The sequence below is a fragment of the Ulvibacter sp. 2305UL32-6 genome, assembly GCF_058148545.1.
The window spans coordinates 938,835-962,627 of the sequence record NZ_JBYVKA010000001.1 but is presented as its reverse complement, the minus strand read 5'-3'; the positions used below and the strand labels follow the sequence as shown (position 1 = coordinate 962,627).

Genomic DNA, 23,793 nt, shown 5'->3' with positions numbered 1-23,793 from the left:
AACAACTCGATCAAGCAACATAGCACATGTATTTAATTTTTGACACCGAAACCACCGGGTTGCCCCGTAATTGGAATGCTCCACTGACCGATAGTGATAATTGGCCACGCTGTATTCAGATCGCTTGGCAATTACATGATGCGATGGGGAATGCGATCGAGCATCAAGATTACTTGGTAAAGCCCGAAGGTTTTAATATTCCTTTTGACGCTGAAAAGATCCACGGAATTTCTACAGAATTGGCGGAGGCTGAAGGAATCACGCTACAAGAAGTGCTTGTTAAATTTTCCGAAGCACTTAAAAAAACAAAATTTTTAGTTGGGCAAAATGTTGGCTTCGACCTCAATATCATGGGTGCTGAATATCTACGAATGGGTCTTGAAAATCCGTTGCCAGATTTTCCCGTACTCGATACATGTACCGAAACCACCGCGCAACTTTGTCAGATTCTAGGAGGCCGTGGCGGCAAATTTAAACTGCCAACACTTACTGAACTACATCAATTTTTATTTGATGTTCCCTTCGGAGAAGCGCACAACGCAACAGCCGATGTGGAAGCAACAACCCGTTGTTTTCTTGAATTAATTCGACGCAGATTATTTACTTCGGAAGAGCTTGATGTACAGCCTGACTATTTCGATCGTTTTTCAGAAGAAAATCCGAAGACCATTGAGCTCATCGGACTTAAACATATTAACCTAAAGCAAGCTTCCGAAGCAATTAAGGAAGCGCTTCAGGCCGAATTGGAGCCTCAAGAGATCTCTTCCGCAGAGATCAAAGAAAATATTGAGACCCTGCAAGAGATTGCTTTTGCGCATTTACACAACCATTCGCAGTTTTCCATTTTACAGTCAACGATCAGCACGCAAGATCTGGTAAATGCAGCTGTTGCAAATAAGATGCCCGCAGTTGCCCTAACTGATAGTGGGAACATGATGGGCGCCTTTCACTTTACAAGGGCAGTTAATGCACATAATAGTGCCATGCAGGCTGCATATGAAAAGGAACTTGCCGAATACGAAACTTTTGATGATACCGCAACCGATTTTGAAGGAGTAGTTCCTGAAGAGCCGAAAAAACCTACGTTTTTAAAAGGAATTGTTGGGTGTGAATTCTTTGTTTGTGAAGACCACGCCAACAAATCACATAAAGACAACGGTTATCAAATTGTATTGTTGGCCAAAAATAAAAACGGATATCACAATCTAGCCAAAATGGCTTCTCTCGCCTATACGAACGGGTTTTATTATGTGCCACGTATTGATAGGGAGATAATAAAGAAGTATAAAGAAGATATCATCGTCCTTTCGGGAAGTCTCTATGGGGAAGTCTCCAGTAAGATTCTCAATATTGGTGAAAAACAGGCAGAAGAGGCCTTACTTTGGTGGAAATCTGAATTTGGCTCCGATTTCTATTTGGAGATCATGCGTCATCAGCAAGAAGATGAAGATCGTGTAAATCCTGTGTTAATTGATTTTTCAAGGAAACACGATGTAAAGTTAGTAGCGTGTAATAATACCTACTACGTAGACAAAGAAAATGCAAATGCGCACGATATTTTGTTGTGTGTAAAGGATGGCGAAAAGCAGGCAACGCCTATTGGTCGAGGTCGCGGATATCGTTACGGATTGCCAAATCAGGAGTATTATTTTAAGAGTCAGGAAGCGATGAAAGCGCTTTTTAAAGACTTGCCTGAGGCAATTGCCAATATTGCGGAAGTAGTTGAAAAGATAGAATCATACTCCTTGGCGCGTGATGTTTTGCTTCCGAAATTTGATATTCCTGAGGAATTTAAAGTTGCCGAAGATCAAGCAGACGGCGGAAAGCGGGGAGAGAATAAATTTTTACGCCACCTAACTTATGAAGGTGCGAAGAAGCGCTATGGAGAATTAACCTTAGCCATTACCGAACGGCTCGATTTTGAGTTGGATGTAATTGAAAAAACAGGTTATCCGGGATACTTTTTGATCACCGAAGATTTTATTCGAGAAGCGCGAAACATGGATGTTTCGGTAGGCCCAGGAAGGGGTTCCGCTGCAGGTTCGGTGGTTGCGTATTGCCTTTGGATCACCAATATTGACCCCATTAAGTACGATCTGCTTTTTGAGCGTTTCTTGAATCCAGATCGTGTGAGCATGCCCGATATTGATATTGATTTTGATGATGAAGGTCGGAGTCGCGTCATGGATTATGTAATTAAGAAATACGGAAGTAATCAGGTTGCGCAGATCATCACCTACGGAACCATGGCCGCCAAGTCGTCCATTCGTGATACTGCAAGGGTATTGGATCTTCCGTTGAATGACGCCGATAGAATTGCGAAGTTGATCCCGAACATGACCAAACTGAACAAGATCTTTGGTTTGACCGATCAAGAATTGCGCAGAAAATTTAGAAGTGACGAATTGCCTAAAGTTACTGAATTGCTGAACCTTTCTAAAGGAAGTGATTTAGAAGCAGAGACCATTAATCAGGCGAAAATATTGGAAGGTTCGGTGCGAAACACAGGGATTCATGCCTGTGGTGTTATTATTACACCGAGTGATATCACCGATTTCGTTCCTGTGGCCACAGCTAAGGATAGTGATCTGTATGTGACACAGTTTGACAACTCGGTTGTTGAAAGTGCAGGATTGTTGAAAATGGACTTTTTAGGTCTAAAAACACTGACCCTTATTAAGGATACGGTCAAATTGGTGAAGCATAAGCACAATGTAGATCTGGATCCAGATAATTTTCCGCTCGATGATGAAAAAACCTATGAACTCTTCCAGCGTGGTGAAACGGTAGGGATCTTTCAGTATGAATCTGCAGGAATGCAGAAGTATATGAAAGAATTGAAACCGACGGTTTTTGCCGATCTAATTGCAATGAACGCTTTGTACAGACCGGGTCCGTTGGAATATATTCCGAGTTTTATCCGTAGAAAAAACGGCGAGGAAGAGATTGATTATGACCTTCCAGCGATGGAAGAATATTTAAAAGAAACCTACGGAATTACCGTGTATCAGGAGCAAGTGATGCTGTTGTCACAGAAGTTGGCAGATTTTAGTAAAGGTGAAGCCGATGTACTTCGGAAGGCGATGGGGAAAAAGCAAAAAGCTGTCCTCGATAAGATGAAGCCGCAGTTTATTGAACAAGCGGCTGCCAAGGGTCATGATCCCGAAAAGCTCGAAAAGATCTGGAAAGACTGGGAAGCCTTTGCGAGTTACGCGTTTAACAAGTCGCATTCGACCTGCTACGCCTGGATCGCATATCAGACAGCTTATTTAAAAGCACATTATCCTGCCGAATATATGGCGGCGGTATTGAGTAATAATATGAGTGATATTAAGCAGGTTACCTTTTTTATGGATGAATGTAAGCGCATGGGACTGGAAGTTTTAGGTCCCGATGTAAATGAATCTTTCTATAAATTTACCGTAAATGATCGGGGTGCGGTTCGCTTCGGAATGGGTGCCATTAAAGGTGTTGGTGGAAATGCGGTGGCGACCATTGTAGAAAACAGAAAGGACGGAAAATACAAATCGATCTTTGATCTTTCTAAGCGTATTGATCTGCGTGCTGCGAATAAGAAAGCCTTTGAAAATCTTGCCTTGGCGGGAGGATTTGATAGTTTCGACACCCACAGAGCACAGTATTTGCACGATGAAGGCGATGGTGTGGTGTTTTTGGAAAAAGTATTGAAGTACGCCAATAAGTATCAAGAAACCCAGAATAGCAGTCAGGTGAGTTTATTTGGCGATGCAAGTGAAGTCCAAATTCCGGAACCAGAGGTGCCACCTTGTGAAGAGTGGGGAACCATGAAAAAGTTAAAGCAGGAGAAAGATGTTGTGGGGGTTTATATTTCGGGGCATCCGTTAGATGATTTTGCAACCGAAATGAAAACTTTTTGCACGTGTCAGGTAACCGACTTCAATGATCTAGAGCGCTTTGTAAATAAAGAGATGGTCTTTGGTGGCATTGTAGGTGATGTACAGCATCGCGAGTCGAAAGCTGGAAAAGGCTGGGCAATTTTCTCGGTGGAAGACTACCAGGACAGTTTTGAGTTTAAAATTTTTGGCGAAGAGTATTTAAAGTGGCGTCATTTCTTGGTGCCTAATAGCTTTATTTATGCGCGTGTATTTGTAAAAGAAGGTTGGACCAATAGAGATACAGGGAAAAAGGGCGATCCACGGATACAATATAATAGTATGCAGTTATTGCATGACGTTATGGAAAATCAGGCGAAAAAGTTAACGCTTCAAATGCCTTTAGATGAGGTCTTGGAAGAGCGTATTGATTTTCTAAAAGAGCTGTTTAGAACACATGCGGGCGATAAACAATTACACTTTACGATCTACCAACCGAAAGAAAAAGTAAAACTAAGTATGCCAAGCCGCAGCCAGAAAGTAAATATTTCGAAAGAGTTATTACAGGAATTGGATAGAGAACAAGTGGGTTGGAGGTTGAATTAGAAATTATTATATCTTTGATGAATGACAGAACAGGAGCTTATCTTACTAATTGTAGAATATTTTGAAAAAAACATTATCAATAATCACAAAAAGAAGGTTTTAAAGGAGCATTCTAAACTAAAAAGTTATAAGATAAATCCAATACTCGTAAAGTATTTATCAAAAGTTCTAGAGGATGACTTTACTCCATTGGGAATTGCAAAAGCTTTGTATTTTCCTAGAGTTCTGGGAACATCAATTAATACTTCTTTTGGAACCAGAATTCAAAAAATGCTTGTAGATCTAAATTTAGCACAAGGCTCTTTAATTCCAGAAATGGACATAGAGTTTATTGATAAGATTGAGAATAGAAAAAAATGGTGTCAATTAAAGTCTGGCCCAAATACTATCAACAAAGGCGATGTTGGTCCGCTCTTAAGAAAATTTTCTAAAGTAGCCAATTTAGCTCGAACTAATTCAATTGATTTAAATAACTCGGATCTTATGTTGGGTGTGCTATATGGTGATGAGGGTCAGCTAAGTCTGCATTACAGAGAAATAGATAAAACACACCCAGTAATTATTGGTAGAGAATTTTGGCATAGGCTAACAGGTTTCCCAAATTTCTATAATAGATTGGTTTCTAGTTTAGATACTATGATTCTAAATATTGATACAGAAGAATTTTTTATTCGTGGTTATAAAAAATTAGCCATAGAAATTGAAGCATCCGATTTGTTTGATTTTTCATAGAATTGGTTTAAAAAGCTTACTATCGAATACCCTATCTCTTCTCCTAAGTTGCAAGGCACAGCATTGCCAATTTGTTTGTATTGTTGAGATACAGATCCACTAAACTTCCAATTATCTGGAAAAGTTTGAATTCTAGCATACTCTCTAATAGTAAATGGACGAGTTTCATCTGGGTGACATCTTTCCGTTTGTTTTTGCGCTGGGCTACAGGTTAGGGTTAAACTTGGCTCATCCCACCCTATTCTTCTTGCCATTCCTGTTTTACCTCCTCCTAAATAAAAACTTTTACCCATATATTCCTTTTGAATATCGATGGGTAGGTCTCTCCAATAACCCTTAGGTGGAACCAAATCTAATACTTCTTTTTTATGTTCTGGATAACTAGACCCAGGTGATTTGGGGACATTAGTATCATACAAGTCGCCTTTTTTTAAAGCATCTTTAAGATTGTAAATTTTATAATGGGGCTTTGGGTACTCATATTTTAGTTCAATATCTTTTCTTATTCCTACTAAGATAAGTCGTTCTCTTTTTTGAGGAACCCTAAAGTGAATAGCTTTAAGTACTTTTGTCGGGACTACATTATAGCCAATCTCATCTAAAATAGAAATCATTCCTTCTAAGGTCTTGCCTCCCTCATGAGATAATAAGCCTCTCACATTTTCCCCAACGCAAATAGGTGGTCTTACTTCGTTTACTACACGGGCAAATTCGTAGAAAAGTGTTCCGCGAGCGTCTTCTAATCCTAGTTTCTTGCCAGCATAGCTAAACGCTTGACAGGGAAACCCTCCAGTGACAATATCAACCCTGTCTTTATACTTTTCAAATGACAATGATTTAATATCACCTTCTAGTACATTCCAATCGGGTCTGTTTTCTCTTAAAGTTTGGCAAGCCCACTTGTCAATCTCATTTAAGGCAATACATTTAATTCCTGCTTTTTCAAGACCTATTGCTAAGCCGCCTGCACCAGCGAATAATTCAAGAACTTTATATTCTTTTAGTGGTTTGACGAAATTATCTACAGGTTCAATTGTATTATTTGAAAAAAGACTCAGAAGGTTTTCTACTTGTTCTTTTTTATAAACACGGTAATTACTCATTGGTTCTCTAACGGCGCAAAATTTTCCGTCTCGATCCCATCTTCTAAGTGTTTCTTTACTTTTCCCAAGTATTTCAGATGTCTCCGAAAGCGAATAATAATCTTTTATAACCATATTATATAACCTTACACATTGGTTACAAAATTAATTCAAAAATTAGATTGTGCAAAGTTAAAAGTGATTTTTTTCAAGAAATTATTATTGTAAGAAGTGGCTGTCAAAGTTTTTTATTGTGACTAAGAATGACTACTTCAAAAAAAAGTATAGAAGAAAACGCAGACCAAATGAAAGTCATAGCCGAATTTGTCTGTATTCTATCTTAAAGCTCCTTCCTCTTTTTTTGAATCCGATTAGTGATCGATTCCAAAAGGAATGCATATGGTATCTTGTTTTATCTAAAAAGAGACAGAAAGGATGTTGATAGAGCACGTGTGACTGACAAAACTCTGGCAATCCCACATAGAAAAAATCAATTTGACTATTTGTCATTTGAATATAGGCGCTATACCGAATGGAATAATTTTTGACTACTTTTGTGTAACAAAGTATTAATAAGATTTCCGTAGTCGCGGAAACGTAAATAAATTTTTATGGCTTTAGAAATAACAGACGCAACATTCGAAGAAACAGTATTAAAAAGTGATAAACCAGTAATGGTTGATTTTTGGGCAGCATGGTGCGGACCTTGCCGTATGGTAGGACCTATCATTGATCAGATCAGCGAAGAATATGACGGAAAAGCCGTTGTAGGAAAAGTTGATGTGGATGCAAACCAAGAATTTGCAGCAAAATACGGTGTGCGTAACATCCCTACAGTATTGATCTTTAACAACGGAGAACTCGTTGGACGTCAAGTAGGTGTTGCTCCTAAGAATGTATATGCTGAAGCGATCGACGGACTCCTATAGTCTTTCGTTTTCTTCGGAAATAAATTAAAAGTGGAAAGGCTTGGCTGTTTGTCAGGCCTTTTTTTTGCTTCATAAAATTACAAAGTAATGAGAGAAGCAACATTGATCAATTTAAGTATCTTTGAAATATAACTACGAAGTTTCAACAAAACAATATGAGTTCAGATAAAAAACTAAAAATTCAAGATTTAATCGCGCAGCAACAAATTGACGACCGTACCATTTACTTGTGGGGACAGGTTGATGATCATTCGGCGCGCCACGTCGTTGACAGATTGATGTACCTAGATTCAATCAACAACGAAGAGATCAAATTATACATTAACAGCCCAGGTGGATACGTAACCTCGGGATTTTCAATGTACGATACCATCAAGGCTATTAAAAGTCCGGTGTCTACTATTTGTACCGGTTTGGCTGCGAGTATGGGAAGTATTTTGCTTTCGGCAGGTGAAAAAGGAAGACGTTTTATTCAGCCACATGCACGTGTGATGATTCATCAGCCTAGTGGTGGTGCACGCGGACAAGCAAGTGATATAGAAATTACGGCTCAGGAAATTCTAAAAACTAAAGAATTAAGCGCTAAGATTTTGGCCGATAATTGTGGTCAGAAATTCGAAAAGGTGATGAAAGATTTTAATCGTGATCATTGGATGGGTGCTGAAGAAAGTGTGAAGTACGGGATTGTTGATGGTGTTATATAGTTCTTATCTTTTTTGCTCATCCAAAAAAGAAACAAAAAAAGAGGCCTTTTCCTAGGAATTTTTCAGCGTTGCTGAAAACCGAATATCAAAACAAGGCGTTGCTCTTTGTGCAACTGAATTTCCTTGTTTTGTCTTTCTATTCTTAATGAAAAGGAGAAAAAAATATGAGAACTACTACTTTTTCGTTTTTATACATTTTACTTACCAAGCAAAAAATGATAGATTGCGATCTAGAGTAAGAACTAAGGATCAATGAATATAGAAAAAGAAATAAACGAAATTATTGGGTTTAAGAACCTAGAATTACTCGCATCCCAAGTGGTGGAGGGGTTTATTTCGGGGCTGCATAAGAGTCCGTTTCATGGTTTTTCTGCGGAATTTGCCGAACATAAGATCTACAATAACGGCGAAAGCACCAAGCATATCGACTGGAAGCTTTACGCTAAAACCGATAAGCTTTATACAAAGCGTTACGAAGAAGAGACCAATTTACGGTGTCATCTTATTGTGGATAATAGTAGTTCGATGCACTATCCGAAATTGAAGCATTTAGACATCAATTCATTGAATAAGATCGGTTTTTCAGTGTTAGGGAGCGCTGCGATCATGAACTTGCTAAAGCGTCAGCGTGATGCTGTTGGAATGAGTATCTATAGTACTGAGTATGAATTTTATACTTCGGAAAAAGGTAGTGAACGCCACCATCAAATGATGCTCAATCAGCTGAATACCGCTATCAGTAAACCGAGAGCACAGGTTCAGACAAAAACATATACGCACTTACATTTGATTGCTGAAAAGCTCAAAAGACGTTCGCTGGTCTTTCTGTTTACCGATATGTTTCAAAGTGATACGGAAGAAGAGAAGCTGTTTGAGGCGCTTCAACATCTGAAATACAACAAACACGAAGTTGTCTTGTTTCATACCTACGATAAGTCAACCGAATTGAAATTCGATTTCAATAATAGACCAAAGCGTTTTGTGGATGTTGAGACGGGTGAACATGTGAACCTATACGCCGATAATATTAAGGAATCTTATGAAGAGGCGGTACAGCAATTTTTCACCAATCTACAATTAAAGTGTGCTCAATACCGTATTAAATATGTGCCGGCAGACATAAATGAATCTTTTAATAAGATCTTGACCACCTTTTTGGTAGAGCGTCAAAAGTTCGGGTGATCAACTAAATGCGTGTTATAGTTCGTAAATGGTGTAGAATGTTGCTTATATCGCGTTAAATAATCGTTTTAGTAAGCTAATCTAGAGCACGAGTCTTAACAACCAAGTAGGTGGTATTTACTGTATTACCTATGTATCTTAACTACGGAATTATCACTTGTGTGTTTTTCTTTAAAGTTTTTAAAATTTTTGTTTGTGAAATTGAATAAGCGGTGTATATTTGCCCTCGCTAATAGTTAATATTAGTAGACAAGCTTTTAAAGTCTTTAAAATAGTAGCACGGTCTGGTAGTTCAGTTGGTTAGAATACCTGCCTGTCACGCAGGGGGTCGCGAGTTCGAGTCTCGTCCAGACCGCAATTAAAATGTTGTGTTGAGTCACTTAAATGTGGCTTGTGGTTTAGAAATAGACCGATGAGAAGCTTATCCAAATGGATGGGCTTTTTTTGTTTCTACTTAATTCACTTTCTAAAAGTCAATTTTGACAAGTTTTTTACACCAAAAAAGGTGTGCAATTAGGTGTGCATCTTTTCTTCAAGGTGTACATTGTTGTGAATAGAATTAATGCTTAATTAGTATAAATTCTTTCACAATTGTGTGTTTAGAATTAAAATTATTTATCCCTGCTGAGAACATCTACCGTATTTTCAATAATTTTATTTTTTGCCTTTTTAATTTGTTCAAGAATTTGTGCGTTACAACTGAAAGTAGCGATACAGCTAAGGAGAAGAACTTTAAAAATTATTTTCATGGATGGTTCGTTTAATACGATAATGAAAGTAAAAAAAAGATTGCATAAAAGAACAAACAAAGTATTTAGTTTTCAACACCTTAAAGGTGTGTTGTCTTATTTGATTATTACAGGGAAATACAAACTAATTTTACTTTTAAGATGCTTTAGCGATTCCATTTTGAGCGAATAGATGCTCAATCAAATTTTAATAGTACGCTATAAAGTATTTCAGGTTGGGTGCTTTAATTTTTCTTTCCGAAGAAAATATCACTAGCAAAATTATTATTACACAGCGTATACTAAGAATGGCTCTATGGGGTTTTTTCCAATGAAACTAATTTTAATACTAAAATATTTGTCATTTAGTCCAGATAATCAATGGATTATCGAAAACTAATAGTTTTAAAAACCAAAATGCTCTTTTTTAATCGTTGAATGGTATTGTTTCAAAGGTAAAACGTTAACTTGCGTCCCTAACTAGCTCCCCTTTAGACTGTTTTCGAATGGTCAACTATTTGGTTTTTGTTCAAGGTGGATCCACATTTATGATGGGTAGACTTTGTAACTATTACATTTATCAGAGAAATGAAAATGAAGCAAGGAAAGTTGAGAAATGAATTTATTACCGACGATGGGAATAAGTCCTATCATGATTTATTCAAGTTTCTAAAAAAAGATATTGGTTTTGAGTTGGTTTTTCATAAAAGCACCATTCCAAAGGCACTTTCAGATGTAAAGACAGAAAAATTTATTGCTGTCAATGCTGCCTGGGAGGCTTATACTGGTTACAGTCGTAATGAGATAATTGGTTTTAGGGTAGGCGATCTTGGTTTAACTGAGCAAGAACAAGGCAATGAGATAAGAAGAAAAATTGAACAGAGTATTGCTGTAAAATCTTACGAAACAGAAATTATTACAAAGGGTGGTTATAGAAAAGAAGTATTAATATCATTAGACACAATAATTTTTGAGGAGGACATCTTCGTTTTAAGTGAAATTCTCGACCGAAGTGAGCTTAAAGCCTCCAAAGAACTATTAAAAATAGAAAAGGAATTTTCGCAAAAGGTTTTGTCTTCATTACGCGAGGGCTTAGCAATTTTTGATGTGGGCGGAACCATTATTGAAGTCAATCCTGCACTTTGTGAAATGACTGGTTTTACAAAAGAAGAATTATTAGTTTCCAAAATGCCGTGGAAACTTTGGCCTCAAGAAGAATATGATGTCATAGGAGAAGCCTTTCATAATAGCCTAAATGGAGCAACTGGAAATATAGAGTTGATCTTTATGCGGAAAAATGGCGAGCGATTTCCAGTTTCGTTGGCAATATCACCACTAAAGGACTACAGCGGAAATACTACCGCCTATTTCTCTACAGTAAATGATATTTCTCTACGCGTGCAAGCTGCTGAAGAATTACGCCTTGCAAAAGAGTTTTCCGAAGAACTCATTGCATCCTTACGCCAGGGTCTTGTTGTGATGAATATTGAGGGTAATATTATTGATGTAAATTCGTCATTCTGCGCAATTACTAAATTTAAAAAGGAAGATCTCTTAGGAATTTCGGCGCCTTTTCCTTTTTTACCGCCTGAATCTCAAGAATTAATTCAGTCTTGTTTAAAAGGTGCATTGAGTGGTAAAGAAGGCAACTCTGAGTTCCTTTTTATTCGTCAAGACGGAGAACGTTTTCCAGCAACACTTGCAACTTCTTTTATTAAGGATAAAGAGGGTAATGTTTTGGCGTATTTCTTGACTATTGAAGATATTACCGATCGAATAAAGGCTGAGGAAGAGATAAGAGCTGCAAAAGATTTTTCAGAAAACTTGCTGTCGTCAATGAATGAAGGTCTTGTTGTGGCAACCATTGAAAATACGATCAAAAGTGTAAACCCTGCATTTTGTGAAATGACAGGTTTTTCGGAAGAAGAGTTAAAAGCAGCAGGACTTCCATTCCCCTTTTGGTCACCAGAATGTTACGATTCCTGTACAGCATACTTCGGAAAGCTATTGAGCGATGGATCAAGAGGATCGTATGAGACCGTTTATATGCGGAAAAACGGGGAGCGTTTTCCCGTACAAATCATGGCCTCTCAAGTAAAAGATAAATCTGGGAACGTAAGTGGAATAATTGCAACCATTCAGGACATAAGTGAGCGAGAACAGGCTCAAAATGAGATTCGTTTGGCAAAGGAATTTGCAGAGCAGTTGGTTCTATCTTTACAGGAAGGACTGTCTGTGATGAGTTTAGATAAAATCCAAATAGACGTAAACCCCGCATTATTAAAGATGACCGGTTTTACAAGAGAAGAATTAATAGGGAAGAAAGCTCCGTTCGCTTATTGGCCTAAAGAAACTTATCAGGATGTCAAAGATGCTTTCTTAGAAGTGCAAAAAGGGGAAAGAAATAATTTTAAGCTCATGTTGATGCGCAAAAACGGGGAGCGCTTTCCAGTTTCAGTATCTACAGCAAATATTAAAAATGCCGAAGGAAAAATACTTGCCCATTTTGCGACGATCAAAGATATTTCGGAACAGGTAAAAGTAGAAACCTTATTAAAAGAAACAGCAGAGAAATCTAATCTCCGAAAGAAAGCAATATTGAAATTGGCAAGTCTCGTTGGATCAGACTTTGAAGAATCGATTCGTAAAATCACATCATTGGCGGCAGAAGTTATGGATGTTGAACGGGTTAGCGTTTGGGAATTTAATAAAAGTACTGCTCAAATTGACTGTAAAAATTTATTTATACGTACCGGTAATTCGTTTAATAAAGGTAGTTGCTTGATAAAAAAGAATAACCCTGCCTATTTCAAAGCGTTAGAGACAAATCCAACCTTAAATGTACCCGACGCACTGTTAGATGATCGCACCAAGGGTTTCTCAAAGGATTACTTGATACCTAATAATATATCATCTATGTTAGATGTGTGTATCAATGGGTCTCATGGTCATTACGGTCTTATTTGTTTTGAACAAGTTGACTCCATTAGAAAATGGACAGCCGAGGAAGAAGAATTTGCCATTTCAATTGCCAGTTTGGTATCACTTATGGTACAAGGGTCGGAACGAGTTTTAGCAGAACAGCAGTTAAAATTAATGAACAAGAATCTCTCTAGCGCCGTTACAGAATTAAACGAATTAAAAGATCAACTGCAAAATGAGAACGTATATCTTCGGAATGAAATTGATATGGTTTTCAATTTTGAGGAAATGGTTTATGGCAGTGCAGTATTTAGTGAAATATTGAGTGATGTTGAAAAAGTAGCACCAACCAGAGCAACGGTTCTTTTAATGGGAGAAACTGGAACTGGAAAGGAATTACTGGCAAGGGCTGTTCATAACTTAAGTGATCGAAAAGATAATCCTTTGATTAAGGTAAATTGTGGTGCAATACCTAGTGAGCTAATTGAAAGCGAGCTATTTGGTCATAAAAAAGGGTCTTTTACCGGAGCGATCTCTGACAAAATAGGAAAGGTGGAATTAGCCCACGGAGGGACACTTTTTCTCGATGAAATAGGAGAGTTACCACTATTGATGCAACCAAAACTCCTTCGTTTTCTTCAAGAGGGCGAAATCGAAAAAATTGGAGATACCGAAGTTAGAAAATTAGATGTGCGCGTTATTGCAGCAACCAACAAAAACTTGGTCGAGGAAATTTCATTAAAACAATTCAGACAAGATCTGTACTTTAGACTAAATGTATTTCCAATTATAGTACCTGCTCTTAGGGATAGAAAGGAAGATATTCCAATTCTAATTGAGCACTTTGTAGATAAATTCAGCAAGATCTATAGAAAGGATATTAAGTACATTTCAGACAACTCTATGCGACAAATGCAGCAATACGAGTGGCCTGGAAACATTCGAGAGCTCGAGAACCTTATTGAACGCGCTATTATTTTATGTAGCTCTGAAACACTACACGTATTTGAATTTGAAGACGTAAATCCCTTAAGTGCGAGACTTATTACAAACACAAATTTATCATTGGATGAAGCACAACGACTTCACATCATTAAGGTATTAGATACTTGCCAATGGAAGATTGATGGTGATGAAGGTGCTGCCTTTCAGCTAAAAGTAAAGCCGAGTACACTTCGTGATCGCATGAAAAAATTAGACATTAAAAGGCCTAAATAACCCACGGTATTCCGTGGAAGCAAAGGAATAGCAAATTCTACCAACGCTATTCCGTGGGCAATTCAAATTGCCACTTTTTACATACTAGTTTATAACAAATAGCTAATCAGCGCTTTAAATATTTATTTATAGGGCTTTCTATTTTTTGGCACGAGAGTGGCATACTCTATTTAAACCGATATAGATTATGCAAGAGATAATAGTTTTTGAGAGGGCTAAGTTTTGGTATGAAGATGGGATCTTATTTTGTAAGCTCTTCAACAAGGATATAAATCATAATTTATCTGAAAAGTCTGCCCAAAATTATATTAATGCTATGAGCAAACTATGTCAAGGAAGGATGTCACCTTTTGTAATCGATGTAAGAGAAGCTAAAGGAACCTATACGAGTGAAGCAGCCAAGCTTATATCAAATAGTGCTAAACTTCTCAAAGTACGTTTGGCCGAAGCATACGTTCTAAATTCGATGGGGTCTAAATTAACGGTAGTGTCGTATAAGAGAATTTTTAATCCGAATACAGATTATGACATATTCAAGTCAATGAAGGATGCCATTGCATATTGCAATTCTAAAAAAGAAGAATTTTTAAGTACGAAAATACAGTAAGGAGATTTTGAGTAAAACAGGAAAACACTCTAAGAACCTATAGGTACAGAAAACAAGTTAGGTGAATCTTTGAGAAAGCCAATTTTTACACATGTTATATGAAAAAAGAGTTAAAAGAACTAAAGTCTAAATATCGAACCATTTTTGAATTGGGAAATTCGGCGAGTATTGCTGTGATTAATGAAGACGGAAATATTACCGACTGGAATTCATGTGCAGAATCTACTTTCGGCTATGATAAATCGGAAGTTATCGGTTTTCCCATGATTGGACTTTTTGCTTTGTCACAAAAAGAAATGTCGATAGAGAGTTTATTTAAAACCGTAAATAAAGCTAGTAATTCTGATTCACGAGAAGCACTCGAATTATACGGATTGAAAAAATGTGGAGAGCAATTTCCGATTGAACTTGAAATTAAAAAAGGGGAGATCACATCCAGTGTTTTTTATATAGCCATCATGGTTGATACTTCAATTCGGAAATCGTTAGAATCTGAACTGGATAAGAAATCGAAAGAGCTTGAACTATTGCTTTATAGATCGGCACATGATCTAAAGGCGCCGTTTTGTTCCGCAGAAGGACTTATAAATATTCTTAAAGAGGAAGAGATAAACCCTACTGTACGCGGTATACTTTCCATGCTTGAAAGCACTTTAGATAAAGGCAAACAACTCCTTGATGATCTGGCGCTGGTTTCTATCATTTCAAAAAAAAACAGATCTGTTGAGGCAATCAATTTTGAAGAAATTACCATAGACGCACTTGCCGCGTTGCAAGGCCTTGATGATTTTGATTCTATTGCTTTCGATCTTGATGTTAAATTGAACACACAGTTCTATAGTAACCAAGAATTGCTTAGTTCACTGTTGAAAAATTTAATGCGCTACGCCGTTAATTTCACACATTTTAAATGTCAAGATGAAATTCCAGATATCCGCCTTATAGTTAAAGAATATCTCGGCGGAGTGAAGATAGCAATTGCTTTTAATGCTTTGGAAAACAATAACGAATCAAAAAAAGGAATTTTCGATTTAAATCGGTTTACATCCGACTATAGTTTGTCTTATGGCGGACTAGGAGAGTATGTTATAAAAAACATTGTAGAAATTCTTGAAGGAAAAATTAGAGTAAAAACGCTAAATGAACTGGGTACATGTATTGAAATAATTATTCCTAATAGCAATAAGAATTAGTACAGAGGTGAAAAAAATTAATAACATAATGCTGATTGATGATAACAAAATAGACCTTTTTGTCAATCAACGTATGCTCCAAAATTTTGATGATAATATCACGGTAAGCATGTTTTCAAGCCCTAGCTTATCGATCAACTTTTTTGAAAATATAGAGGCAGCCAATATGACGGACCCTTCTATGATTCCTGACATTATTTTAATGGATATAAACATGCCCGAATTAAACGGCTTTCAATTAATAGAAAAGTTTGAAACAATGGGAATTTTGAGTCGATACAATATCGATGTCATAATGCTTTCCTCGTCCCAATATGAAAACGATCTTGAAAGAAGCCGGGATATCATTTTTTGTAAGCAGTATGTAACAAAACCATTAACAGTAGAAAAAATAAATATAGCATTCAATTCCCCCGAAAATAATAATCTAACTATTCTAAATTTTACAAAATGAAAAAACTGAACTTAACCACTTTTGCATTAATTATGTCTATTTTTTTATTAGGCAAGACCAACATATTCGCTCAAGTAGGAATTGGTACTACAAGCCCAAACGTTTCTTCAATTCTCGACATATCGTCGGCAGATAAAGGCTTTCTTATGCCAAGAATGACGACGCTTCAACGTTTAGCGATAAGCTCACCAGCCAATAGTTTGCTGGTATACGATACCGACTTAAAAAGGTTTTATTCTTATGATCTCGCCACAACTTCATGGGATCAACTTAGTGTCGAAAGCAGTAAACGAGATAATTATAAGATCATTAAATCTGAAGCTGATCTGGCCGATGAACGTATAGCAGGAGGCGGCTCTAAATTCATGCTTTCTTCCAATACCTTATATGAAATTAATGGTACGGTAGCCGTATCATATCCAATTGAATTAAACGGTGCCTATATTATTGGAAATGATACAAACGAAGATATTTTATCGCGATCAGCAGGTGTATTATTTACAGGAACTACCGGTGGAAGTATCAAAGGACTTACCTTATCAGCACCCGGAGGAACTATTTTTTCAATAACTGCGCCTGTATCAGAGAGCCTAATTTTTCGTGATTCGGTCGTTAAAGATTCTAATTCGGTAGGTACTTTAAGTGGTTTCGGAATAATATTTAGTAGTGTAGTACAGTATGCTTCGAATATCACAGGAATTACATATAACAGTGTTAATACATTATTGCTTACTGATCAAGGTTGGTTGAGCAGTAACGGAGGTACCTATGAAACATTCACAGGTACGTTCTCAATAGTTCAGAAGGTAAGCGGCTTTAGTAGTGCTGATGGCACTGTTGTCGCCATTGATGTAAGTAGTAATCCTACCGTGGGAAGCGGAGTTCTTGAAGGGACTGCTTTTTCAGGAACTAGTACAGAGTATGTAAAAAGATATGGATCAGGATCGTATTCGGGATATAATTTTACAAACTCATGGACAGTAGATTGCCCTGGGATTCCAAGAGAATCTGACGACACGGCTTCTGGAAATATATATTATAACGGAGATATTACAACTGGATTTGTACATACTGTTGCCGATGGTAATGAATTCAACTTGTCTGGGAATACATCAACAGCAGTAAATCTATTTAGAACATCATCGCCAGAAAATAATCGAATTACCTATATGGGTACAAAGAAAAGAACGTTTCAAATAAATGCGGCATTATCCATTCGTGGAAATAGCGGAGTAGGAGATTATTTTGCGTTTTTTATTAAAAAGAACGGAACAACTACCTTAGTTGAAACGAATACTTTGATGCGGGTGAATTCTACTTCTAATATTTCAAGTAATGCTATTTCAGGAACCGTTGAATTGGAGCCAAATGACTATGTTGAAATTTGGGGGCAGAGATTAGTTGGAAATTCCGCTCTTTCAATTACCGTGTTTTCGCTAAACCTAAGTATTAAATAATTCAAAAATTTAGTATTGTTATTGATGTTATTAGACCTTCTGGCCTTTTGGCCGAAGGTTTAGTAACTCATTAAAAGAGCTGCTACGTTCTTACTTATTGAATTTAAAAAAGGCGAGCTGCTTTGTTTTTAGATTTTTATCTATTAGACCAGGAAAGAATTATTGCAATCAGTGAGGCTCATCTGCTTTACTAAACGTAATATTCTAGTGAACTGAGCCCGTGCAATATTCTAGGCCGTTGCCTTTTGGTGGTAAGCTAAAGGATGCTTATAAATTAAGTGTACGTGCTTTCTTAGTAAAAGCCCAGCACTGTTTTAGTCGCTTAAGTGTATTAACCTATTCTTATACGGAACCTATAATTCTCAAGATTGAAATTTATTGCTCGTACCATCGACATATACTTCTATTTTTTATTCCCCATTAAACCTTAAATTTAATGCAAGAAACAAATATCATACCCATACATAAAACTAGGAGTCTAACAACTTTTGATATATACGATAAATTATTAGAAACCTTAAAATCTGGTGTGTGGAGGTTTAACTTCCAAACACAGGAAGTGCTTTTAGAACCCTCTTTTCTGAATATTATTGGATATAGAGCTGAAGATTTCCCAACACTAAAAATTAGCGATGTCATTCACCTTGTACACCCTAGAGAAAAAGCATTTTTTGATTTTTTAACTCCGCCCTTCCATAGAAATTTAATAACAAAATGTTCTTTTGAATTTAGAATGCTTCACCGCAATGGAAACTGGATCTGGGTAGAAAACCATTGCGAAAACATTAGCTACACTACTGAAAATGAACCGGAATGTTTAGTCGGATTTGTTCAAGATATTTCAGAAAAGAAAAACAAAGAACTACTCGCTTTAAAGTATAAGGACCTACTTAAAAAGACCAATGAAGCCGCTTCCATAGGTACATGGGAAGTGGATCTTGTAAATAATAAGATCGACTGGAGCGAGGTTACCAAAAAAATTCATGAGGTTGCAGATGATTATAATCCTACTCTGGAAACAGGCATTAATTTTTACAAAGAAGGAAAACATCGAACTCAAATAACAAAAATGTTTGAGAAATGCGTGGCCAAAGGCATCGGATTTGACGATGAATTCATTATTGTGACTCAAAACAGAAAAGAAAAATGGGTTCGTTCTATAGGTGTTGCTGTTATGGAAAAAGGGATCTGCACAAAGGTGTATGGTGTTTTTCATGATATTGACGCAAGAATAAGAACCATTCAAGATCTGGCCATTACAGAAGAAAAATTTCGAAAAACCTTCGATTTTGCGGGTATCGGAATGGCAATGGTAAATATGAATAGCGAATGGCTGCGGGTAAACCAAAGCCTATGCGATATGTTAGGATACTCCATGGATGAATTTTTAAGCCTGTCTTATCAAGATTTTACACATCCAGATGACTTGGAACAGGATAAAATTTTACTTACGGAAGCCCTTACAGGAAAGTTAGACGATTATGAGATCGAAAAGCGCTATATCCATAAAAATGGTACGATCGTATGGAGTATTCTAACGGTTTCTGTGGTTCGTGATGATACTGGAACCCCACTTCACTTGTTGTCTCAGCTAAATGATATTACAGATAGAAAATATGCTGAAAACAAAGTGAAGGAAGTACTTGCTGTGGCAAAAGAACAAAATAATCGCCTCCTTAACTTTGCTCATATCGTTTCACATAACCTCAGATCACATTCGGGTAACTTAGAAATGCTATTAGATTTAATGGTAACAGATAATCCTGAAATTGTAAAGGAAGAATTATTTCCGCTGCTCAAAGAAGCCGTAGGTCAATTGGAAGAAACCGTGCAGAATTTAAATGAAGTTGCTGTTCTAAACACAAAAACCGAATTGAACCTCCTGGGCCTCAATCTCGCAGAATATGTAAACAATGCCATTGCAAACATTAATTCATTTATTTTGGATGAATCTGTGCAACTAGAAAATAAGGTAGACCCTGCTTTAAAGGTTTTGGCAATTCCTGCGTATATGGATAGCATTCTTCTTAACTTTTTTACCAATGCCATAAAATATCAATCATTAGAACGGGCTCCCAAAATTGAAGTGACCGCTTTTGAAAAGAACAAACACATCGTCTTGAGTATAAAAGATAATGGATTGGGAATCGATCTCGCAGCTCACGGATCAAAACTCTTCGGATTGTATAAAACATTTCATAAACATCAGGATGCGAGAGGGCTAGGTCTGTTTATAACCAGAAATCAAATTGAAGCCATGGGAGGAAGAGTAGAAGTGAAGAGCGAAGTGAACGTAGGGACAACATTTTTTATATATTTACGTAATGAAAGTACTTGATCTTACCTGTATCGTTGATGATGATCCAATTTTTGTATATGGTGCAAAAAGAATGATGGAGTTAGCCAACTTCTCAAATGCCTTTTTGATATTTAACAATGGACATGACGCACTAGCCAAATTAAAATCGTTGATCGAATCAGGAGAAAACCTCCCCGATTTAATACTCTTGGATCTAAACATGCCTATCATGGATGGATGGCAATTCCTCGATAGTTTTTCAGAATTTAAAATAGATAAAGAAATAATCATCTATATTTTAAGCTCCTCTGTTGACCCTGTTGACCATGAAAGATCAAAACATTATTCAATTGTAAATAATTTTGTGGTCAAACCTATTTCCGTAGATAAAGTCACGGAAATCATGGACGAGATCATCAGTAATAGAGCATAACAAGCCCTCACACTAATTCTACTATTAATTATTGAGAAGCTTATCCAAACGGATAGGCTTCTTTTTAATTTATACAGTGCTTCGAATTCACAAAACAGCAGTATCTTTTTTCTTGGTATTTCTTTACCTTAGCTAATCTGTTCAATATAAAGGATATGCAAACAACCGATACGGTACTTATCAAAATGGGGCAATATGTTGAAAAATGGAAGACATGCAACGATTCTCGGCACGTATTCTTGAGTTGCTACCATATGATGAGCTCAAATATGAGTTCCGCCTTGCAGAATAACGAATTTCACGATACCGTATGGGTCAATGAACTTTTAAATCGGTTTGCCGACTATTATTTTGAAAGTTTACTGTGTTATGATTGTGGTGAAAAAACACCTGAAGTATGGCTCAATGCACATCGTGCCTGCCAAGATAATAGGGTGAGTAAACTTCAATTGTTGGTGCTAGGTGTAAATGCCCATATAAATTACGATCTCGTCCTTGCCTTGTACGATATGCTAGCACCCGAATGGAACAATTTATCTGATGCTAAAAGACAAGAACGCTATGAAGATCACAATCATGTCAATCAGGTGATCGCTGGCACCATCGATCGCGTTCAAGATGAAATTTTAGAACCGCTAAGTCCATCACTCGAATGGATCGATACGCTCTTTGGACGTATGGATGAATTCCTGATCTCAAGACTTATTGCTTCCTGGCGAGAAGATGTTTGGGAAAACACACAAGTTTTATTACAATTAGAACTCCCAGAAGAACGAGAAAAATTTCGTCAGAAAATAGAAAGAGAAGTCTTAAATATTAGCGATACCATAACCCTATTTTGATACGTTTCTCTTGAAATAAGATGTTTTTAAGGGTCGTTTCTATACATTTTTGGTCTAAAGAGTCTCGCAAAAAGATCTGCAAATTTTGAAGATATTATCTCAAAAAATTTACTGTACATTGCATCTATAAAATTGATTCATTGGCAACAACCCATACGCAAGGCTTCTTTAATAAAACGCTGAATACACTTCAGAAGATGTTCCGTTATGTAAAAAAGAAACCCTTTAGATCGCTTGGCTATTTGATGCTTTCGGGTGTTGTATTTGTAGGTCTGCTCTTTCTTTGTACGTATTTTGGGGTCTTCGGACATGTACCGACAAAAAAAGAATTAGCGAGTCTTAAAAACCCTGTGACTTCTACTATCTACGGAAGTGACAAAAAACCGATCACTTATTTCTATATGCAAAACCGAAGCAATATAGATTCTACTCAGCTTAATCCGTTTTTAAAAAAGGCTCTCGTCGCTACCGAAGACGCTCGTTTTTACGAACATTCAGGGATCGATTATAAAAGCTATGCACGGGTTTTGGTCAAGTCGGTTTTGCTGCAGCAAGGAAAAGGTGGTGGAAGTACCATCACGCAGCAGATCGCTAAAAATATCTTCGGAAGAAAAGATCTTTGGCTCCTAAGCACACCCATTAGTAAAATGCGGGAACTAATTATCGCGAGCCGCCTCGAAAGTATGTATTGCAAAGATGAATTGTTGTTGCTGTATTTCAATACCGTTTCCTTTGGTGAAAATCTCTACGGAATTGAAAAGGCTGCCCAACGGTTTTTCAGTAAAAAACCAGAACAACTTTCCTTAACCGAATGCGCCACCTTGGTGGGTGTGCTAAAAGCGCCTAGCTATTACAATCCACGCCGAAATCCCGAAAATGCAACCCGCCGTCGTAATACCGTACTCGATCAAATGGTCAAATACAACGCGATCACCGAAGCAGAAGCTTCCGAAGCAAAAACGCCTCTAGTCTTAAAATACAGTCCAGCAGAAAAGAATTCGTCTCTTTCGGGCTACTACAAAGAATTTGTAAAGGAAGAATTTGAAGCATGGGCAAAAGCGAATCCAAATGCCGAAGGCGCGATCTACGATCTCGAAAAAGACGGCTTACATATTTACACCACCTTGCAGCCAAATATTCAGAAATACGCTGAAAATGCCATGGTTCGAAACCTAGAGCGCTTACAAAAATCGATGGCGCAACATTGGGAAAGTAGCACTACCGAAGGCGGAAAGGAAGCGTTTATTCAGAAATTAATGGCGCAGCAACCCAAAGTAAAACAGCTGGTCGAACAAGGGAAATCTCCCGAAGAAATTGAAACCTTTCTCCAAAAAACTACCGCCAGAAAATATTGGGAGATCAACAAGGGCTTTGAGCCACGTCAACAGAGTTATCAAGACAGCGTGATCAGCGCGATCGTACGTTTGCATACAGGAATCTTGGCAATAAACAGCCGAAGTGGTGCTATTTTGGGCTATTTAGGCGGCATTGACTACGGTTTTTCGCAAATAGACAACATTCAATCGCCCAAGCAGGTAGGCTCCACTTTTAAGCCCATTACCTACCTCACAGCCTTGCAACAAGGTGTTGATGCATGCGATTTTTACGATAATACCTTACGAACCTATTCTAAATATGAAAATTGGCAACCTCGCAATGCCAACAATAATTACGGCGGAAGCTATAGTGTACACGGTGCCTTGGCGAATTCGGTCAATACCGTTTCGGTTGCGTTACAAATGCAGGTGGGCGTTCCGAAGACAATTAAGCAAGCAGAAAAAATGGGCATTACCGCAAGTATCCCTGAGGTGCCTTCCATCGTATTGGGGACGGCCGATATTAATCTACTCGAAATGGTTACCGCCTATGCGAGTATTTCGAACGGCGGCCATCTAGTGAAGCCCTATATGATTCAGAAGATAACCGATGAAGAAGGAAAAGTATTGTTTGAGGCAAAGCCGAAATATCTCGGGCGCGTGGCTTCCGAAGCATCCATCAAAAAGTTGCAACAAATGATGGGTGAAGTCATTACCGAAGGTTCTGGCGCTTCCTTTCAAGCGTATGAAATTCCGTTTAATATCATTGGGAAGACAGGAACCACGCAAAACAACGGCGACGGATGGTTTATTGGTGCTTCCCCCGAAGTGGTGATCGGTTCGTGGGTAGGAACACAAGACAAACGAGTGCATTTTAAAAACACGAGCTTAGGAAGCGGTGCAAGAACCGCAATGCCTATGGTGGCTTCGGTGTTTAAAGGTTTAAGCAGCTGGACCCGACCTATGCTAACCAATTTCGAATATGAAAGTCCGTATTTTGAATGTCCAACCTTTAGCGAACTACCAGCCAAAGACGCCGTAAATTTCTTTAAAACAGATTCAACCTACATCAATGAATTGCGACGGAAACAACTGGGAATCCCTTTAGATTCTGTGGTAACCGTGGTTCAAGATTCACTGCAACTACAGTAATTTTTTTAAAAGAGTCACACTTCATTTTTTAACGAAGCTTTGTAAACGGAGAGTAGGATAAATTCCGACCTTTAGCCTGAAAAACA

15 protein-coding genes and 1 tRNA gene are annotated in these 23,793 nt (G+C 37.6%); 15 read left to right on the top strand and 1 reads right to left on the bottom strand.

All coding sequences use genetic code 11. From position 1 onward, the window contains the following. Window positions 1–26: 26 nt before the first annotated feature. Window positions 27–4,457: a DNA polymerase III subunit alpha gene (gene dnaE, locus ACY2RU_RS04610; protein WP_490137230.1), complete on the top strand. Its 4,431-nt coding sequence runs from the start codon at window positions 27–29 to the stop codon at window positions 4,455–4,457. A 21-nt stretch (window positions 4,458–4,478) separates the two neighbouring features. Further along, window positions 4,479–5,189, top strand: a complete 711-nt coding sequence (locus ACY2RU_RS04605; protein ID WP_490137229.1) for a PmeII family type II restriction endonuclease — start codon at window positions 4,479–4,481, stop codon at window positions 5,187–5,189. Here ACY2RU_RS04605 and dcm read toward each other — a convergent pair. After that, window positions 5,135–6,406 (bottom strand): DNA (cytosine-5-)-methyltransferase, encoded by a 1,272-nt coding sequence (gene dcm / locus ACY2RU_RS04600; RefSeq protein WP_490137228.1) that lies wholly within the window; start codon window positions 6,404–6,406, stop codon window positions 5,135–5,137. The genes ACY2RU_RS04605 and dcm overlap by 55 nt on opposite strands. Window positions 6,407–6,882: 476 nt before the next feature. Between dcm and trxA the strand changes: the two genes are divergently transcribed. The 13 genes from trxA to ACY2RU_RS04535 all read left to right on the top strand — a co-directional run bounded on the left by trxA (window position 6,883) and on the right by ACY2RU_RS04535 (window position 23,707). After that, complete coding sequence (gene trxA, locus ACY2RU_RS04595; protein WP_490137227.1) at window positions 6,883–7,200, top strand: thioredoxin; 318 nt, start codon at window positions 6,883–6,885, stop codon at window positions 7,198–7,200. A 155-nt stretch (window positions 7,201–7,355) separates the two neighbouring features. After that, window positions 7,356–7,904, top strand: coding sequence for a ClpP family protease (locus ACY2RU_RS04590; protein ID WP_490137226.1), 549 nt, complete (start codon window positions 7,356–7,358; stop codon window positions 7,902–7,904). A gap of 252 nt (window positions 7,905–8,156) precedes the next feature. Then, window positions 8,157–9,086: a DUF58 domain-containing protein gene (locus ACY2RU_RS04585; protein WP_490137225.1), complete on the top strand. Its 930-nt coding sequence runs from the start codon at window positions 8,157–8,159 to the stop codon at window positions 9,084–9,086. A 281-nt stretch (window positions 9,087–9,367) separates the two neighbouring features. Beyond that, window positions 9,368–9,441: transfer RNA gene (locus ACY2RU_RS04580), tRNA-Asp, on the top strand. A gap of 967 nt (window positions 9,442–10,408) precedes the next feature. Then, entirely contained in the window at window positions 10,409–13,954 is a 3,546-nt protein-coding gene (locus ACY2RU_RS04575; RefSeq protein ID WP_490137224.1) for a PAS domain S-box protein, read from the top strand. 187 nt (window positions 13,955–14,141) lie between these two features. Continuing rightward, window positions 14,142–14,561, top strand: a complete 420-nt coding sequence (locus ACY2RU_RS04570) for a DUF7793 family protein (protein ID WP_490137223.1) — start codon at window positions 14,142–14,144, stop codon at window positions 14,559–14,561. A gap of 98 nt (window positions 14,562–14,659) precedes the next feature. Further along, window positions 14,660–15,754: a PAS domain-containing sensor histidine kinase gene (locus ACY2RU_RS04565; protein WP_490137222.1), complete on the top strand. Its 1,095-nt coding sequence runs from the start codon at window positions 14,660–14,662 to the stop codon at window positions 15,752–15,754. 7 nt (window positions 15,755–15,761) lie between these two features. Further along, complete coding sequence (locus tag ACY2RU_RS04560) at window positions 15,762–16,208, top strand: response regulator (RefSeq protein WP_490137221.1); 447 nt, start codon at window positions 15,762–15,764, stop codon at window positions 16,206–16,208. Continuing rightward, a complete protein-coding gene (locus ACY2RU_RS04555; RefSeq protein WP_490137220.1) occupies window positions 16,205–17,665 on the top strand; it encodes a phage tail-like protein in 1,461 nt (486 codons plus the stop codon). The genes ACY2RU_RS04560 and ACY2RU_RS04555 overlap by 4 nt, the downstream gene beginning before the upstream one ends. A gap of 436 nt (window positions 17,666–18,101) precedes the next feature. Continuing rightward, entirely contained in the window at window positions 18,102–20,003 is a 1,902-nt protein-coding gene (locus ACY2RU_RS04550; RefSeq protein ID WP_490137219.1) for a PAS domain-containing sensor histidine kinase, read from the top strand. Beyond that, on the top strand, window positions 19,990–20,397 hold the full coding sequence (locus ACY2RU_RS04545; protein ID WP_490137218.1) for a response regulator: 408 nt from the start codon (window positions 19,990–19,992) through the stop codon (window positions 20,395–20,397). The genes ACY2RU_RS04550 and ACY2RU_RS04545 overlap by 14 nt, the downstream gene beginning before the upstream one ends. Window positions 20,398–20,552: 155 nt before the next feature. Further along, entirely contained in the window at window positions 20,553–21,239 is a 687-nt protein-coding gene (locus tag ACY2RU_RS04540; RefSeq protein WP_490137217.1) for a DUF5995 family protein, read from the top strand. Between the two features lie 140 nt (window positions 21,240–21,379). Beyond that, window positions 21,380–23,707: a transglycosylase domain-containing protein gene (locus tag ACY2RU_RS04535; protein WP_490137216.1), complete on the top strand. Its 2,328-nt coding sequence runs from the start codon at window positions 21,380–21,382 to the stop codon at window positions 23,705–23,707. Window positions 23,708–23,793 lie beyond the last annotated feature (86 nt).